The sequence below is a fragment of the Paenibacillus oenotherae genome (assembly GCF_019443105.1).
Taxonomy (GTDB): Bacteria; Bacillota; Bacilli; order Paenibacillales; family Paenibacillaceae; genus Paenibacillus_Z; species Paenibacillus_Z oenotherae.
In genome coordinates, this window is sequence record NZ_JAHZIJ010000017.1 from 68,611 (window position 1) to 86,113 (window position 17,503).

The window sequence follows — 17,503 nt, forward strand, 5'->3', positions numbered from 1 at the left end:
GCTCATTTTCTCATCACGTATCCAATGCCTCTCATCGTTTGTATGTAACTGGACTCGCCGGGATAATCGATCTTGCGCCGCAAATATCTAACATACACATCCACCACATTCGTATCGACCGCCGCCTCGAAGCCCCATACCTGATCCAGGAGCGTTTCGCGATCCAGCACACGGTTCGTGTTGCTCAGAAACATCTGAAGCAGCGCATATTCGCGCTTGGTCAATTCGATCGGCAACCCCGCTCTGCTTACTATTCTCGTATTCGGATCCAGGCTCAAATCCAGATAGGACATGAGAGGCAGCCGATCCATCTCATGCTCCATGTGCACGGTCGCCCCTTGCTGTCTTCGGAATACGACCCTCATCCGTGCCAGCAGCTCTTCAATGGCGAATGGCTTCGGCAAATAATCGTCCGCACCGCAATCCAGGCCATTGATCCGCTCCGATACGCTGTCTCTGGCGCTGAGCATGATGATCGGCGTACACTTCTTCGACGCGCGAACCCGCCGGCATATCTCAAGACCATCCAATCCAGGCAGCATAATATCGAGCAGAATGACATCCCACTCTTCCGCCAACGCATACTGAAGCCCTGTGTTGCCTTCTGCAGCAATGGTGACGGAGAAAGACTCGCGCTGGAGTTCCAGCTGAATAAATTTCGACATGTTTTTCTCGTCTTCGATGAGCAACACTTTCTTCACGTTCACTTTTCCCCCCGCAAGGATAAGCATTACTTTATTCTGTCGTCTGCAAACTAATTACGGCAATTTTCACCATCTAAATGAAAATGATTATCATTACTATAGCTGATAATGCTGCGCTGATCAATCCTTGTTTTTCATCCACTGCTCGTTTCTTTGCCGGAGCGCTTGCAGCAGGTCTACGTTTATGCCTGCCCCTTCTGCTTGATGGAGAATGGCATTCAAATCTTTAGGCAGGCACTTCCCGCCGAAACCTCGATTGTTCTCATAGACGAAGGTATGGCTTCTGCCAATTCGCGGATCTTCCAGCCACACTTCCCTCAACCTGGAATAATCAACATCGAAGGCTTGCGCCACATCATAGAACTCGTTGCAAAAGGCTACCTTCATCGCCAAAAAGCAATTTTCCATATACTTGGCCAATTCGGCGGTTCTGGCTTCTGTAAATACGAATTTCACTTCTGCGTTGCATACGCTTTGATATGCTCTCACCGCAAGATGCGCATCCTCGCTCGAACCGCCTAGCGTCAGCCAGCTTCTAGCCGAGAGGTCGGCAAAAGGATGCGCCGTTGTCTCTCCGTAATACTCAGGCTGAAACACGATCCGCTTGCCTGTCGCTTCAATCTGGCCGTCCGTGAACCCGACCGGAACCGTGGATCGGATGACAATGACGGATGCATCCAGCCATGAGAGCACCTCTTCGACTTGCGACGTGTCGCAGCTGCCATCCGCCGCTTCCGGCGTAGGCACGCATACAAATGCGGCATCACAGGAGGATACTTCCCCCCGGCTGCCGATCCCCAAGGGCCCGTCATAAATCACCGCATCGGGAAATTGTTTATACATCGCTTTGCCGACATGGCCGAAGCCGATAATTCCGATTTTCAAGCGATTCACGCTCCTTCTATTATAAGTTGACGATTGAAAGGAACTTCCAGGCTGCTGCTTAGGGGGATGTTCTTACGATCGCTGTTGTTCTTTCTCTAGTTCAACTTATATGCGCTGTGCTGGCCTTCAAAGTCGCATGGCGTTTCTTCTGCACACCAAGCAGAACCATGATTACAAAATAGAATGCCCAATAGAGAATAAATTCTTCGAGAGAAGGGTTATGCGTATAACCTAGAAAGGCTTTGAAGAAAATACCGACTTGTCCGTTGATCAGCGTATGCTCTCCGCTATCGCGCAAATACTGTTCTTCGTCCAGCGGATGCTCAGGCATGATCGCCGTAAGGTTGTAGATCTCGCCGATCTCGCCGCCAGGCGTTCGGAACATCGACCCCATTATGCCAATATCCTGCATGATCCCGACAGCCTGGACAAGAAGTCCCGCTGCGATCATCGTGAGAAAAATACTGGTGATTCGAAAGAAGGTTTTCAATTGAATTCGCTTCGTTCCTTTGAAAAACAGGATGCCGACAACGAAAGCTAATACGAGCCCGAATAAGGCTCCCCAGCTTTGCAGAGCTAACTGGATGTCGCCTCCCGTAATGGCCGCGAAGAAAAACACGGTCTCCACCCCTTCCCTCACAACGACGAGGAAGGAATGGATAATCATATTCAATGCGCCGCCGACGGTAAGAATCGCGGCTATTTTTTGCTCGACAGCACCCTGTATATTGCGGCTCTGCTGGCTCATAAACAATACCATGTGGGCCAGCAGAACACAGGATACCAGCATAATGCCGATCTTGAGATAGTTCTGGCTGCCCATCATGGAGAAGCCGGTCAACACCGTCTGGAACAGCAGTGCCGTTCCGTAGCTTGCTGCCAGGGCGAGAACGACGCCGATCCATACGTACTTGTTCCATTGCGTTTGGCCGATCCGCTTGAGATACGTCATGATGACGCCGACGATCAATATCGCTTCAAGCGCCTCGCGAAACGTAATCAGAAAAGATTGTACATTCATACTTTAGCCTCCATTCTTCCATATAGCAATACGTACGGAAGACACCTGCGCTTGCGCGTAGGCGTCCTCCGTAGTGGAACCGATTAACGTAAAATGATGATTTCGTTCTTGTCGTAGAACACGCCGTTGCCGAACAACTCTGCAACTGCGCGAAGCGGAATGAATGAGCTGCCGTTGTTCACAACGACCGGCTGATCCAGCTTCAATGTGTCGCTTGGCTTGCCGTCTTGCACGATCGAATCGGAGTCCACCATCAGCTCGGTTTTCTTGCCGTCCTTCACGATCGTTACCGTCTTCGTCTTATTGTCGTAGCTCACTTCAGCATGAATGGCGTCCGCGATCAGGCGTACAGGCACCAGTGTACGGGAAGTTGCTTTATTGATGTATGGAGCGCTTACTGCCGTACGGAGCTGCCCATCGACCGTATACGCTTTATCATTGACCTTAACTTGCGTACCATCTTTGATAACCAGATACTTCAGCATTTTGAAGGAAGCAGACTTGGCTTTCGCCAGATCCGACTGGTCAATCGCGTTAGCGAACTCAAGCGCGTAAGCAGCCGCTTGCGCGTAGTCTTCCTTCGAGAGGAACGCTTCCTGCGTGGACAAGAACATATTGCCCTCCATTGCGTAGCCGCGTGCTCCTTGCAGTTCGCCATCAGCCAATTTCTTCAGAGCGTTCGCTACGTATTCCGATACTTTGCCGATCATCGTCCGCTGCATAGCGGCCTGGATTTTGTCTTTATCGATTTGGCTTGCGTCTCCCGATGCGAAGGCGCTCAGAATGTAGTTGGCATCTTCTACGCTGCCGCCTCTCAGGTATGTATACACAGGGAGGAAGAGGAAATAGCCTTCCGTTACGGCAGTCGGCTGGTCAGCGACTGGCTTCGCAGGTATATTCGTCGCGTACGTCATCGTTGCAAGCGCATAGGTTTTAATAATCGTTTTGTCCAGCACTTGGCGGTGTACGTTGTAATCATTGATATTTTTCGCTTCGAGATCAGCTTGCAGTTGTTCGATCGTTCCTGTCAGAATGCCCACCATATCAAACCCATAGGATGCATCGCGTTTAGCTACCGTAGGTTGAATAACGCCTTCATAGATTTGAATGACTTTGTTGAATTCGGTCTTTGCCGTTGCGAAATCACTGCTTGCCAGCGCGGGCTTAATCTTGTTGTTGATCAAGTCGCGCATGCTGAAGTAGAAGTACCATTGGAGGCCTTTGTCGATCGCTTGTTTCGCTTGGCCCACTTGAAGCGTGCCTTTAATGGCGTTGTCCAGCACGAAGGAAATATTCTCATCGATCTTAGGATCGTCTGGCTTGATTGCTGCATCGATTCGTTTCACGTCAGTTTGGAACTGATTTGTATACAGATCTTTGACTGCTTTGAGATCCGTCTTGTCCGTAAACAAAGCTTTGATATCAGCAAAACCTTTAATTTGGGCCGCGATTGCCGCGTCTTCCGTAATGTTGAATTTCGACGCTGCGCTAGCTGCGGAAGCCGCAGTGATTATGGAAGTAAGTACTAACGTTAGACTCATGACAAGGGAAAATAATTTACGCATTTTCATCTCTCCTAATATAAATTGATTATAATAATCCTTTCTTACGAGCAAAGTATAGACCCCCACCTCCTAAAAGAATAACGCCCGCCACTACGAATATCGTGACCGATGTATTCGTGCGATCCGTCCGCTCCATCGGAGCATGCCCTTCTGCCTCAGCTGCGGCTGCTTGGGAATCAGAGGCGGCTTTCTCGCTCTGCGCGCCTTCTGACGTCTCATCCGAACCTGCGGATACCTCGCTCGCATTTGTATCAGCCGGGGGGGATTCCTCAGCCGTCGGCTTGTCTTCAGCAACTGCTTCCTCTTGTCCAGCAGCCGCATCTGTACCCGGCTCAGCCGTGACAACCTCTGCGCTGGACTCCTCCGGTGTTGTTGCCTCGGTTACGGGTGCTTCTGCTTCCTCTTTAGGCTTGTCCACGGAAGCTTCCGCATCCTCGTTCTTCGGCTTGGAGCTTGCAGCTGCACCTGCTGCTGCGGAATCGGCACCTTTAACTGCTTCTGGCGCCTTTGGTTGGCCGCTTGGCTCAGGCTTTGCGGCAGCGCTTGGCTCTTTGCCAGGCGAAGGCTTCGGCGTGCTGGACGGCTTCGTCACCGGCTTGTCTTTGCCCGGAGCAGGAGCCGCTGGCTTGACATAAGCCTTGTAAGGGAACTGCGGATTAACCTTTCCGTAGATGAAATTCACCTTTTGCTTGAACGTATCCGGATCGGCATCCTTCTTTCCAACGCCGAACAGACCGGGATTGCCGAGCGCCTCCAAGGCTTCTTCGAACGCTTGATTGATCTGGTCAGTTCCAGATGAGATGTATGGGGACAGCGTATCGAAGGTCGCCTTCGCTTTCGCCAGCAGCAGCTTCGTTCCGGCGTAATCGCTCAAATCCTTCTGGGCATAGGTGAAGCGGCGATCCAGGTTCATGACAAGAACCGCTTTGTAATTCGCAATAAGCAGCTTGCTGGCCTTCTCTTCCATGTTCTTGTCCAGCGTTAGCGCAACGGCTTCGCCGAAATGCGATTTGATTTCCGAACGCCTGACTTTGTAAGCTTCTTCGGCAGCCGTCCAATCATTCTCATTTACTGCACTGACAATGACCTTAAAAGTTTCTGCGACATCCTCGGTATTCGCATCACCGTAAGAATAGGCCAGCGCTTGAGCTGGCGACATCCATATCAGTAACGCAACCAGCATCAGCCCATTTCGCAACCATCTTGACACGTTTACACTCTCCCACTATTTATTTTTCCGCTTGCCCCTCATCCGGCCTCATCCACTCATAAACCGTAATTCGAGAGTAGACCGGATCGAATAAATCCTCCGATGCGAACTCGGCCACCGGAATGACCCCCTTCGCCGCGTCGGCATTCTGCTGCAGAAACCCTTCGAGCACATGGTTCGTCAGATAGATTCGCTGCCCGTTACCTGACTGTACTAATGATTGAAAATAATCAAAGGTTACTATTTTGCGATGCTCGTACTCCGCCTGCAAGTAATGAAGCACCCGCGTTTCTTCCCAGGTGTACAGCACAAATGGCTGGTCCAATGTCTTCATATAATCATTCAATTGGTATACCGCCGGCTTCTGCCCGGCTTGAAGCTTGAGCCATTGCGCGCCAACAATCGATTGACTGACCAGTAATCCCGCCACTGCGATATAAATCGCCCCCGCTGCGGCCTTATGCCCATGCCATCCCCGGCAGCCGATGGATGCTTCGCGCAGCAATTGCGCCACTCGCAAAGCTCCGGCATACAAAATCAGCAGCAGCGGACCGGCAACTGGGGCGATGTGGCGAGGCTTCTCGATATTCTGACCGAGCAGCACCCAGATCGCATAAGCCGCCAGGCTAATCAACAGCCACTTGCCAGACCGTTGTTCGGCTGTATCGTTCCATCTGCTTCCCCTTAACCTTCCAATTCCCCATGCTGCAGCAGCCAGAAGCAATCCGTAGGCAACTGCCAATACAACTGACCGGCTGAACCAGATGTCGCGAATCAGATGATCCTTGATCAGTGTGACAAGCCGCGTTCCAATGGGCATGCTTGAGTCGGCGATTCCGCCTCCCCATTCGGAGAAATGCCCTTCTACGAAAGCGGTGGAAAGCTTCCAGAACCCCGGCAGCGTCCCTTCGGATTGAACCAAGCCGCCGATCCACACGAGCTGCGAGATCCCAATGGCTGCAATCGCCAGAATGAGCCTTCGGAGCCTGCCACGGCTGTTCGCCGCGCTGCTGAATTGAATAATGAGCAGCAATGCAAGCGCAATGCCGAATGGGAAATACGATAATCGAATCCCCATCAGTATGCTGAACAATAAGATCGCTGCACCCAAACGAATGTTGGACTGTGGCCGGTCCAAGGCCGAGCGAACGCTCCACAGATACCACCAGAGCACTGCAATACCTGCGCATTCGGACATGGGCCGCGAGCCCATCAGCCATAAGTACGGCAGCGACTGAACACCCACTGCTACCCAGAGGGCGTTGATCCACCCCACAGATCGCCTGGCTAACAGCGTAATCGGCAGTGCCGAGCTTAAGGCAAGGACAGCATTCCATAGAATCAGCGACTGGGCTGGGTCCACGACCCACGCATGAACCAGCTTCGCCCCCGCAATGAAATACGGATACCCCGGAAAATGAGGCTGCATCGCGAGCAGATCGAACCGGTCTACAGCGAGTGCGAAATCCGCCTCGTCCCATGAGCTCACAAACGGGCTTGCGTACAGCAAATTCATGCAGAAGATGGCGGCAAGCGCGATAGAAGCAGTGAGAATAAATATGCCGCGTGCTACCAGGCTAGATCTATGTTTCACGTGCTTGCCTGCTGCGGGCAACGTATTTGCTGCGATAGACAGGACGCTTCATTTCCTTATAAATAGCCGGAATCACGGAAGACACATATTGGCGGAACTTAATGAAGGACTGTCCCTGCGTGCGGACCTTGTAAGCGATCGGAACCTCCTCAAGACGGAAACCTTGCCTCAGCAGATTCAATGTGAGCACCTGCGCATAGTTGTAATCGTGAATAATTTCCCCACACTCCATGGCCTCTCGGGAAAAGCCTCGCATGCCGGACTGTCCGTCATAGATCCATTTGCGCAGCAGAATCGACTGGAGCAATGTAAATAGGTAGTTCCCGAGCCGGCGATGCACCTTCATTCCGAGAATGCTTCCCTTAAACCGCGAACCGAACGTGTAGTCCGCTGTTCGATTGATGATGGGAGCGACGACATCTGGAATTTGCTCTGGCGGATACTCGTTGTCGGCATCGATCATGAGGCCGATGTCCGCATCCAACAGGCAGCACTGCCTCAGCCCTTCCCGGACGGCAGCACCAAGGCCTTGATTAGCCCCGAAGGAGAATACATAATCGGCTCCGGCTTGCCGTGCCACCTCGACGGTTCGATCAGTCGAACCATCGTCAATGACGATAACTTGCACGTTATATTGAGGATGGAAGCCTCTCGGGACGCGCGCGATAACCTCCGCAATGCTCAATTCCTCGTTATAGGCGGGTATGAACACGACGAGCTTCTTGTTCGGTTTAAGTTTCATGAGGTCCCTCTTCCTTGAATGCGTCGGTTAACACCTGTCCCCGGCTTGCGCTTGGATACGGCGCGCCTAACAGGTAAGCGAGCGTCGGAGCCATGGATATAAGCGAATGGCGCTCATCGATTCTAATGCCTTGCCGGATCGTCTTCCCATGCAGGAAGAAAGGAACGAACCTCTCTCCCTCGTCCAGATGGCCGTGTCCGCCAATGCCATCAGCCTGGCCGTGATCGGCGCAAATAATTAGCGTCGTATTGTTCATCATCCCTTGATCATCCAGCCAGCCGACGAACTCCTCAACCAGCCGGTCTGCCTCGGCGATCTTCTCCAAATACTCGTCGTACAGTACGCCCATGCTGTGTCCGGTCTGGTCAACCGCAATCATCTGGACGACGAATAAGTCCGGATTCTGTTCAGCCATAATCTTCTTGGCACGATCAATGATGTTGCGGTCGGCTTTGTCGTTATGCATAACGGCCGTCACGCTCTCCACATCGTCGCCCATCGAATCAATCAGATGAGCAATGCCAAGCAGCCGTCCTTTTTTCCCTACCTTCCGCAGCGAATCGAATATGCTTTCCACTCGAATGCCCAGCTTCCATACCATATTAGATCGAATGCCATGATCCCTGGGATAAGCGCCGGTGAACATCGATGAGAAACAAACGACCGTTCTTGCCGGATATACCGTCTCCATCTGCGTATACTCGGTGCCTTCCTGGCGAAGCTTCTTCAGGAACGGAGCATCCGCCTCTTCGAAGCGCTCTTTGCGCATCCCGTCAATGACGATTACGATAACCTTCTCATTCATCGGTTTGCCTGTTCGATCAGGCGTGTTGGTGAGCGGCGCCGTTTCCTTCGGCTTCCAATCGAACAGGTTCGCATGCAGAATCCAGCTGTACAGACCGAAGGATAAGGTGAATATCCCCATTGCGAGAACATCCTTTTCCGTAAAAGCAGTGAACCATTCGCCTTCTCCCGATGAAGCCAGCAAACGGTAACTGTGGTTCCACAGGAACAGCAGGAGCAGCAGCTTTGGCAGTTGCTCCTGCGCATTGCCGCTCGTCGAATCGCTGTTCTTCAGCACAAGCTTCCAGAACCGCTTGAAGTTCCACCATGACGTGCCGATCCTCATTCGATAGTAGAACGTTCCCCAGAAGAACACTGTAAAGAAAAAGTACAGCCCGATGGCCGCCGCATACAGCGACAGATTGTGGGGCTCCCAAATGAGCAATGCCGCTATGACAGGAAACCACAAATAATTTCGCAGGAACAACGGAAAATCGAAGCAGTAGCATAATGCAAACAACGGCAGGAGCAGAAGCAGGCTTAGGCCGGCACTTGTCCAGAAGCTGCTGTCGAGCCACTGATTCGAGCGGTACAGCAGAAATACGGATACTGCAAAAATCGGCGTAAACGGCTTTCCCTCATTTAGCAGGTTCCAACATCTCGCCGCTACAATTTCAAATGATGAAGCTTGTTTCATAAAAACGTCCTTTCACGCTTAGAAGTCGTATCTGTCGTTTGTAGTGAAGGTTGACGCGGTATTCGTATCCATTCCCTCGCTTCGCGGAGGCGAACGGGCATCCGGATCAGCGAGTAGGCGCCCAGAATATAAGCTGCCGCGAATTTAAAAGCATGTGCAAGCAATGCCGTTGCGTAAGCCTCGTCCCAATTCACGCCAAGCACCGCCAACGTGCCGCTTAATGTGTTCTCATAGGTGCCGATTCCGCCAGGCGTAATATGGAATACTTGGCCGCCGATGGTTACGCTATTCGCCCAAACCGACGAAGCAACGCCCAGCTCGATGCCTCCCATCCGGGCAATGCCGAGCAGGATAGCCGCTTCCAATATCCAACTCACCGCAACAAGCAGGAGAATGTATGGCCCTTGCCGGGACGTCGCGACGGCTTTGAGCTGCTCCCAATGACGCTGCACGAAGGGCCACCGGCGAATCGGCAGTATGATTATCGCAATGCCTGCCAGAATCACCATGACGGCTATGGCGGCAAATGTAATCCAGGATACAGCCATCCCTAACCACAGCATGCCTGCAGCCGATATGAATCCGAGCACGAGCAGATCGACAAGCCGCATCATCATGACACTATGGAGAGCGGCATCCCATTGCAACCGGGCCTTTTTCATCAATATGCCTGTACGTACCAAATCGCCGATCTTGACAGGCAGCAGATGGTTGATCAGCAAGCTGTAAAATAACCCGTGAAGATAAAGCCCGATAGGGTGTTCATGCCCTAAATAAGCACGCCAGGCAGCGGCTTTGAGCAAAAACGACAGCCAGTATGCCGCAAACATTATAATTAGCCAGCCTGGATGAGCAAGTACGGCATGCAGCCGTTCAAGCAGCTGGCGCGAATCAAACAAGTTCCAACTCAATAAGATGAACACGATCAGAAGAACAAATCCGACACCACTGCTGATCGTTCTTCCCATCATCCAACATGGACGCCATTCGATGAAGCAAGCTGCTGAACGAAGTCGAAATTGTCCGGGCGGCGCTCCAATTGCTCCTGCTGTTCCCGGCAGGCGCCATTCCAGACCCGAGCGCCGGTATCCGTAATCATCATGCGTTGACCGCCCATCTCTTCCTGCGCTATTAGTCCGCTAAGAGCCAGGCTGTGGGTAACCTTCCTTATGGAAGGCTGGCTCAGGTTAAGCAGCTCCGCAAGTTCTGCTTCTGTAATGGAGCCTCTTTGGATCAACATTTCCAGCACTCTGAATTTATAACGTTGCGAGCGCGGCTTCCGATCAGTCTTTCTGGTCTTGTATAGGATACGAGCGTACATGTCTCTCCCTCCCTCTTGGAAACCTGTCTGTATCTTATTCTCAATCATGTATTGATAATGATAATCATTAGTAAGACATTTGCAATTATAGCGCCCGAAAATGAGAAAATGATGTGAAAACTAGTTTTTTTTCAGAAAAGTATTAGAAGCTCTGCTAGAAGCTCGAAAAAGTAACGCCTTCGCTCGTTTTTCTTGAAAATTGCGTGAAACTTGAACACCTGACATTGGTCGATTCAGTGGATATAAAAAGGAGAGCTGTCCACTTATGGACAGCTCTCAGGCTGTTGAGAAACCCCTGTTTCGAAAATTCTGCTTTGAACAAGGATGTTCTTAGATATCGTTTGCTAATCGATTAGAAGAAAAGTTTGTTAGGCGGTTCCGGCCATGATAATTTCAATGGAGCACGCGAAACGAAAATCGGTAAATGACTCCCACTCGGGAAGTGAAGGCGAAAAGGCGGCAGAAGGCAGAGCTTGCCTCCCGGCGCTCGGTGCCATCGCGGCACGCGGTACTCGGTCACACGTCGGCGGTCAAACCGAGCGGAGTAAGAAACCTGCGAATGCGCATGAATTTCGGTTACGAGACGCCTAAATGGTAAAATTCCTGCGATCACGCAGGAATTTTAGGGAAAATTGGCCGATAAGGGGAAATGAAGGCAAAATTCCTGCATTCTGGCAGGCATTTTGCCTTCACCAGGCCAGAAGTGAGCAAAAACATGCGGTTTCGCAGGTTTCGCTTAGCTCGCTTCTCGCTTTTCACTGTTTACTTCTCACTTTTCACTTTCACTTCTTACTTCTCGTTTCTGGTTTGTCGCTTTTTACTTCTCATTTCTCGTATGTCTCGGCGGTTGGACTTACGGATCGTCCTCTGGCGAGAAGTATTTCAACAATCTGATGATCGCAGATATTTCATATCGCCAAGCTTCTTTTCACCGCAAATCCTGCACTTATGCCACTTACGCAGTCGTCCATCACTGAGCACCGCCATATGCTATCACAACAGCCCTCGGCGAGCCTATAAGCAGCCCTGCACGTTGCATTTGCTATATGTAAACTTTATTAATTATGTCGTTGAAACTCTATGATTCACCGTCTTTTTTATCGTTTTTCCGTCGTCGCTTTATATCAAAATGTCGTTTTTAGATTTAACTTTCCTTTGCTATTTTATATTTACTTGCACTGTTGTCATTCAACTAACGTTCTTCCGTTAGCGGAACACTTTGTACGGCTATTTCTCCAACTCATAGCGGGTCGCGATAATGCCCGACTTGAGCGTTCGGCTGGACAACAGCTTGAGCCTGATTTTCTCGCCGTAGCCGTCGAATACCGATTTTCCGCCGCCGAGGACGACCGGACAAATCGTCAGCATGAATTCGTCGATCAGGCCAAGCTCAAGCAGCGTCTTCGCCGCCCCCGGACTGCCGAAGATAACGAGGTTTTTGCCTGGCTGCTCCTTGAGCGCCTTGATTTCCTCTGCGATATTGTCCTTGATCAGCATCGTATTGTTCCATTCCACCTTGTCCATCGTGCTGGAAATGACGATCTTCTTAACATCCTGCAGCCATTTGGCATGCTCCATACCGTGCGCCGACGCATTCGGATTGTCCAGCACCGTGGGCCAGTAGCTCTCCATCATGCGATACGTCGTGCATCCGTATACGGGAGAGCCGACTTCGGCTACGACCTCCTCGGCGTATTTCTCTAATTCCTCGTTGTACGGAATCCAATTCAGTCCTCCGTTCGAATCCGATGCATACCCGTCCAGCGACACATGCATGAACAATACGAGTTTTCTCATGTCCGTTTCTCCTCTGATTTCGAATTTATTTTGTTCGATTTTTTTTGGCCGTTGGCCCGCGTTTCATCCTGCTATTACATTAACTATAAATCATTACGTTACGTAAGGTTCAAGTGGAAATCTGAATTTTTGTGAAGACAACAATGCTACGCAAAGCCGCGCTTACAGAGCGTTGGAGGGAACTTCTTCAATTTTCGTCGCTCCTTCAGCTGATCATAAAAACGAAAAATTCCTACCTATTCATGTTAAATAAACATAAATCGGTAGGATCATTAGCACAAAGACGGATTAAGGTGAACTCCATCGCTTATTCAGTTGACATCTGACTGGTGTCTGCCAAAGCCTAGTGAAATAAAGGGAAATGGCTGAAGGTACCGATTTTTTGGCGACATAATTACATAAATTCACCGCCAACATACGATCAACCTTCCGCCATTATTAAATAAAATCTACACTATACAAAGCCGCCTTCGACTTATACCTTATAAGCACGCATCGCTTTGCGCAGCTCTTTAAGCGACGGGCGTTTGCCGTACATAAGAACACCGACGCGGTAGATTTTGGCGGCGAACCAGCCCACAATACCGATCGTAACAAGCAGAATCAGAATGGACGCCCATACTTGCCATAACGGCGGATCTTCCAGACCCAATCTCACCAGCATAACGTAAGGGGAGAAGAATGGAATATATGAGGTTACTTTAACAAACATCGCATTCGGATTGGCAATACCGCCGAACAAGCAAATGTAGTAGCCGGCAAAAGACAGCATCGTAATCGGCATCAGTGCCTGCCCGAGATCTTCTGTACGGCTGACGATCGAGCCGACCGCCGCGAACATCGTCGCATACAGAAAGTAGCCTGCCAGGTAGAAGATTACCGCATAAATGACGAGCAATGGATCAATATCAGCCAAATTAATATTCAATTCGCTCATCATATCCGCATTGTGCGGCAGCAGCAGGCTGCCAACCATTACGGCGACGAAGATTATAATTTGCGCTAATCCCACCAGGAACATGCCGAAGATTTTACCGAACATGCCCTTGAGCGGCGATACGCTCGTAATGAGCACCTCCATGACACGCGAGCTTTTCTCTGCTGTAATTTCACTTGCAATGAGCTGCCCTGTAATCATAATTGCCATGAACAGCAGGGTCAGGATGACATAGACAAGCCCCATATCCATCGCTTGCTCGGATTTCGACTTCCCTTGACCAATGGAACCCGCACCCTCAATCGTAGAAATTTGTACCGAATCAATCTCTACCGGCTCGAACAGCAATTTTTTTTGTTCCGCGGTCATATTACTGTCCTTCAGCACGGTTTCCATCTTCACGGATTGCAGCGCAGCGCTCAGAGACTGGGTTGTGCTCATATCCATAAGTTCCTCTGATTTGAATGTAACTGCCGGGAATGAGCTGCTATCGCTTTTCGCAAATTCCATATAGCCTTCAATTTTCTCATCGATAATTGCCTGCTTCAGTGCGCTCTCGTTCGCATCAGCCGATCCTGCATCAGCAATCGCAACGATCTCCAATTCCGGTTCTTTCTGCCCAGCCAGATAGCTCTGCAGCATCGCTATAATATCGGCATCCGTTCCCCCGTTAGAACCATTGTCCAAATAACCGATCTTCGTAGGCTCGCTCTCGCCGCTGAATTTGTCTATGAGATAAGGCAAGTTTGCACCAATGCATATAACTAGCGCGATGATTAGCGTTGTGATCAGAAATGCCTTGCCCTTCACCTTGTTCGCAACCGTAAATCCAACAACTGTCCAGAAGCTGTTATTCATGGTTATCACCTACCGTTTTTATAAAGATTTCGTTGAGCGTTGGCTCCAATACTTCGAATTTATTAATGCCTGTTTGTGCCATAGCCAGTTCCAGAACCGGTCTTCCCGCACTCTCATTGGATATAAACAGCGCATAACCATTCTCATGGCGAACGACTTTTGTTACTCCAGCGATGGTTTCCAAGCCCTGCACATCACCCTCTGTCCCGAGCAGAATGCGCTCGCGCGGAAACTGCTTCTTGATGCTCTTCAAGTTACCTTGCAGCACCGGATTGGATTTGTGGAGAATGGTAATATTGCGGCAAAGCTCCTCGACATGCTCCATTCTGTGCGTAGAGAACAGAATGCTTGAACCTGAATCCCGCAGCTCTTTAACCGTACTCTTCAACAGCTCGACGTTAACCGGGTCAAGACCGCTGAATGCTTCGTCCATTATGACGATCTTGGGGTTATGGATGACGGATGCGATAAACTGGATTTTCTGCTGATTCCCCTTCGACAGCTCCTCAACCTTCTTGTTGTAGTATTCTGGTACGTTGAACCTATCCAGCCAACGCTTCAGGTTGGTAACTGCATCCCTCTGCGACATTCCGCGAAGCTTGGCGAGGTAAATGACCTGATCGCTTACCTTCACCTTAGGATACAGACCCCGTTCCTCCGGCAAGTAGCCCAAATTGCGGAGCAGGTCCGTGCTGTAAGGCTTGCCATTGTATTGAATGCTGCCGCCATCGGGATAAATGAGGCCGAGCACCATACGCATCGTTGTTGTTTTGCCTGCACCATTGGCACCAAGCAGGCCGTAGATTTCACCCTCGGCTACCTCAAAGCTGATGCCGTTTACCGCTGTTTTATCCCCATACTGCTTGTAGACCTTATCCACTTTCAAAGGATTCATAGTTGTTAATCTCCCCTCTACCATGATTAAGATTGAATTCGCAAACGCTCTTGCTCAATCATCGCTGTCAGTATATCATCAAGCTCCAGCCTCTGCTTGCTCAAGATGTGAATGCCTCTTGCCCTGCACCATTCCTCAGACTCTATCATATTGCTCGTGACAACCTTGTATGTGCTGCCGCCGGCAAATTCAGCGCTATGGCAGCCAGGCATCGAACGCCATTGCTCCTTGCTGCCAGCTGTATCTGCGTAAAGCATGGACCAAGATTCAAGCAGGGTGTCCTTCTCATACATGCCAAGCACACGGCCATGGACGATAAAGACGATATAGTCGGCCAGCCTTCGCACCTCGTCGATTATATGCGAGGCCATCAGCACAGTCCGTTCCCCGCTCTCCATATAGCGATGAATGACATCTATCATCGTTCTCCACGCGATGGGGTCCAGTCCGGAGGACGGTTCATCCAGCAGAAGCAGCTCCGGATTATGGGCCATTGCAAGGATCAGATCGAACTTGCGACGCATCCCCTTGGACATTTTGCGAAGCTTGAGCGACGGGTCAATCTCGAATCTGCGGATCAGCTCCTGATACCGGTTAATATCCCATTGCGGATACCATTGCCGGGTAAACGCCGCCTTTTGCTCCGCTTTCATATGGTCATACACGCTGCTGTTCTCCTCAGGAACATAACCAATCCGGGCCTTCATCTGCCAGTTGTCAAAAGCGCCCTGCTTCTCGCCAAGCACTTCAATCTCGCCCCTGTCCGGCTTTGCCAGATCAAGCAAGCAGCGGAACAGCGAGCTCTTGCCGGAGCCATTGGGACCAACGATTGCGGTCACATAGCCTCTCGGAATGGCAAGGTCAATAGGCCCCAGCTCAAAATGTGAGCGTTTCTGCACCATCCCTTTTACCTCAATTGCCGGTGATTGCATCCCTCTCCTCCCCCTTCTGCCTAAGTGCCGTTCGCATTTCTTCTGCGCTGCAAAATGTCCCTCAGCATCTCCATCATCTCCTCATCGGAGCATCTCACCCGTACTCCGGCGTCAACCGCTGCCTCCAATGCCTCTATGACTGAGCTTCTTCGGTGTATATCCCGCATCTCATCGCCAACCTTGGCAACATAAGTGCCAGTACCTTGCTTCGTTCGAAGGAGCCCTTCATTCTCCAGATCCTGATACACGCGGCGTATTGTTATGACACTGCATTTCAAGGTCTGAGCCAGCTCGCGTATTGATGGCAGCAAGGTTCCCTCCGCCAACTGTCCGCTAACGATGAGTGCACGGAGCTGTACTTCGATTTGATGATACATAGGTTCAGCGCTTTGCTCATTAAGCTGTATCGGAATCCACACCGTGCACACCTTCTTTTTGTGTTGAATTATCTATCGGACAATTGTTATTGGGAGAAGTCCCGGGATGCAAGCCTTCTGCGAATTAGTATGCCAGTCAGGAGCAGCGCAGCGATAGCGGACACATTCGCAAGGATCGGCCAAGCCAGTTCCTCATTCTTCGCGGCATGCAGCGACCATAGAAGAAACTCCGTTTGGTTGGCCCATAAAAGAATGGCGATCACTGTGTACAGCAGCATAGCTAACAACGAAGAGATAAAGTATATTTTCCCGTTGTAGGCTTGTTCAATGTATACGTATATACAGCCCCCAATGATGGAATATCCGAACCAGAAGAAGACGAAATACATGTACTGATCTACGCTGAGAAGCGTGTTTAATTCGTCAGAGATTATATATTGAAAGGTGTAGAAGAAGACAGCTACAGGTACTGAGACCGCTATCGACTGTATCATTCTCGCAAGGACGATCGCGTTCAAGCTAATCGGCAAAGTCCGGAAGTAAGTGATCTTGCGTGTAAACGGGTCGTCCGTCCGATACCGGAATATGGTACGATTCATCAGAAAGCCCATGAAGGGCACGAGCAGCAAGTACAATGAATCCCCGATCCAGCTCAGATCCTCCCCCTTATCCATTATCATTTCGTTGATGTTCGGTGTAATAATCAATCCGACATAAATGAAGAATAATACTGTGATAACGACTCCTATCCACGATTGGCGCATTTCATTCCGGAAAATGTACATCGCGCCTCTCCAGTCGGACATGTTGTCCCTCCTCACTCATTATACTGTATATATCTTTATACACAGTATAATCACACTGTGTTATTCTGTCAATCCATACAGGTAAAATTTTCTTCCACTTACCTCCAATGACTATGTTCGAGCTGCTAGAGGCATCTGACCTCTCATCACAAGCGAAGCGATCGGTAGGGAACGATCATCAGACTGTTGACGTAATCCTTGCCAGAGGACGATCGTTCATTCAAACGCCGAGACATACGAGATGCGAAAAGCGAAAAGTGAAAAGCGAGCGAGGCAAAACATGCGAAACGACAGGCTTTTGCTCACTTCTTGCCCCATGAAGGTGAAATGCCTGCCAGAGTGCAGGTATTTTACCTTAATTTCCCTATATCGGCCGAAT

The 17,503-nt window shown here is 50.3% G+C and carries 16 protein-coding genes; all 16 read right to left on the bottom strand.

The window, feature by feature from the left end; genetic code table 11:
• Positions 1-2: 2 nt before the first annotated feature.
• Entirely contained in the window at positions 3-701 is a 699-nt protein-coding gene (locus tag K0T92_RS19335; RefSeq protein ID WP_343223744.1) for a response regulator transcription factor, read from the bottom strand.
• Positions 702-824: 123 nt separating this feature from the next.
• Positions 825-1,589 (bottom strand): Rossmann-fold NAD(P)-binding domain-containing protein, encoded by a 765-nt coding sequence (locus tag K0T92_RS19340; RefSeq protein WP_219874124.1) that lies wholly within the window; start codon positions 1,587-1,589, stop codon positions 825-827.
• A gap of 100 nt (positions 1,590-1,689) precedes the next feature.
• Complete coding sequence (locus tag K0T92_RS19345) at positions 1,690-2,610, bottom strand: FTR1 family iron permease (protein ID WP_219874125.1); 921 nt, start codon at positions 2,608-2,610, stop codon at positions 1,690-1,692.
• An 83-nt stretch (positions 2,611-2,693) separates the two neighbouring features.
• On the bottom strand, positions 2,694-4,175 hold the full coding sequence (locus K0T92_RS19350; RefSeq protein ID WP_219874126.1) for a stalk domain-containing protein: 1,482 nt from the start codon (positions 4,173-4,175) through the stop codon (positions 2,694-2,696).
• 25 nt (positions 4,176-4,200) lie between these two features.
• Complete coding sequence (locus tag K0T92_RS19355) at positions 4,201-5,385, bottom strand: LPXTG cell wall anchor domain-containing protein (protein WP_219874127.1); 1,185 nt, start codon at positions 5,383-5,385, stop codon at positions 4,201-4,203.
• A 19-nt stretch (positions 5,386-5,404) separates the two neighbouring features.
• On the bottom strand, positions 5,405-6,979 hold the full coding sequence (locus tag K0T92_RS19360) for a nucleoporin-interacting protein (protein WP_219874128.1): 1,575 nt from the start codon (positions 6,977-6,979) through the stop codon (positions 5,405-5,407).
• The gene (locus K0T92_RS19365) at positions 6,969-7,721 is read right to left on the bottom strand and encodes a glycosyltransferase family 2 protein (protein ID WP_219874129.1); all 753 of its coding nucleotides are present in this window, start codon (positions 7,719-7,721) and stop codon (positions 6,969-6,971) included. Before K0T92_RS19365 ends, K0T92_RS19360 begins: the two co-directional genes overlap by 11 nt.
• Positions 7,711-9,201: an alkaline phosphatase family protein gene (locus tag K0T92_RS19370; protein ID WP_219874130.1), complete on the bottom strand. Its 1,491-nt coding sequence runs from the start codon at positions 9,199-9,201 to the stop codon at positions 7,711-7,713. Before K0T92_RS19370 ends, K0T92_RS19365 begins: the two co-directional genes overlap by 11 nt.
• Positions 9,198-10,172, bottom strand: a complete 975-nt coding sequence (locus tag K0T92_RS19375; protein ID WP_219874131.1) for a lysylphosphatidylglycerol synthase transmembrane domain-containing protein — start codon at positions 10,170-10,172, stop codon at positions 9,198-9,200. The genes K0T92_RS19370 and K0T92_RS19375 overlap by 4 nt, the downstream gene beginning before the upstream one ends.
• Positions 10,169-10,522 (bottom strand): MarR family transcriptional regulator, encoded by a 354-nt coding sequence (locus K0T92_RS19380; protein ID WP_219874132.1) that lies wholly within the window; start codon positions 10,520-10,522, stop codon positions 10,169-10,171. Before K0T92_RS19380 ends, K0T92_RS19375 begins: the two co-directional genes overlap by 4 nt.
• 1,227 nt (positions 10,523-11,749) lie before the next feature.
• Entirely contained in the window at positions 11,750-12,319 is a 570-nt protein-coding gene (locus K0T92_RS19385; RefSeq protein ID WP_219874133.1) for a dihydrofolate reductase family protein, read from the bottom strand.
• A 475-nt stretch (positions 12,320-12,794) separates the two neighbouring features.
• Positions 12,795-14,114 (bottom strand): ABC transporter permease, encoded by a 1,320-nt coding sequence (locus K0T92_RS19390; RefSeq protein WP_219874134.1) that lies wholly within the window; start codon positions 14,112-14,114, stop codon positions 12,795-12,797.
• Positions 14,107-15,009, bottom strand: coding sequence for an ABC transporter ATP-binding protein (locus tag K0T92_RS19395; RefSeq protein ID WP_219874135.1), 903 nt, complete (start codon positions 15,007-15,009; stop codon positions 14,107-14,109). The genes K0T92_RS19390 and K0T92_RS19395 overlap by 8 nt, the downstream gene beginning before the upstream one ends.
• Before the next feature lie 26 nt (positions 15,010-15,035).
• Entirely contained in the window at positions 15,036-15,941 is a 906-nt protein-coding gene (locus K0T92_RS19400) for an ABC transporter ATP-binding protein (protein WP_219874136.1), read from the bottom strand.
• Positions 15,942-15,961: 20 nt separating this feature from the next.
• Entirely contained in the window at positions 15,962-16,360 is a 399-nt protein-coding gene (locus tag K0T92_RS19405; protein ID WP_219874137.1) for a GntR family transcriptional regulator, read from the bottom strand.
• A gap of 44 nt (positions 16,361-16,404) precedes the next feature.
• The gene (locus tag K0T92_RS19410; RefSeq protein ID WP_219874138.1) at positions 16,405-17,124 is read right to left on the bottom strand and encodes a hypothetical protein; all 720 of its coding nucleotides are present in this window, start codon (positions 17,122-17,124) and stop codon (positions 16,405-16,407) included.
• Between the last annotated feature and the right edge of the window lie 379 nt (positions 17,125-17,503).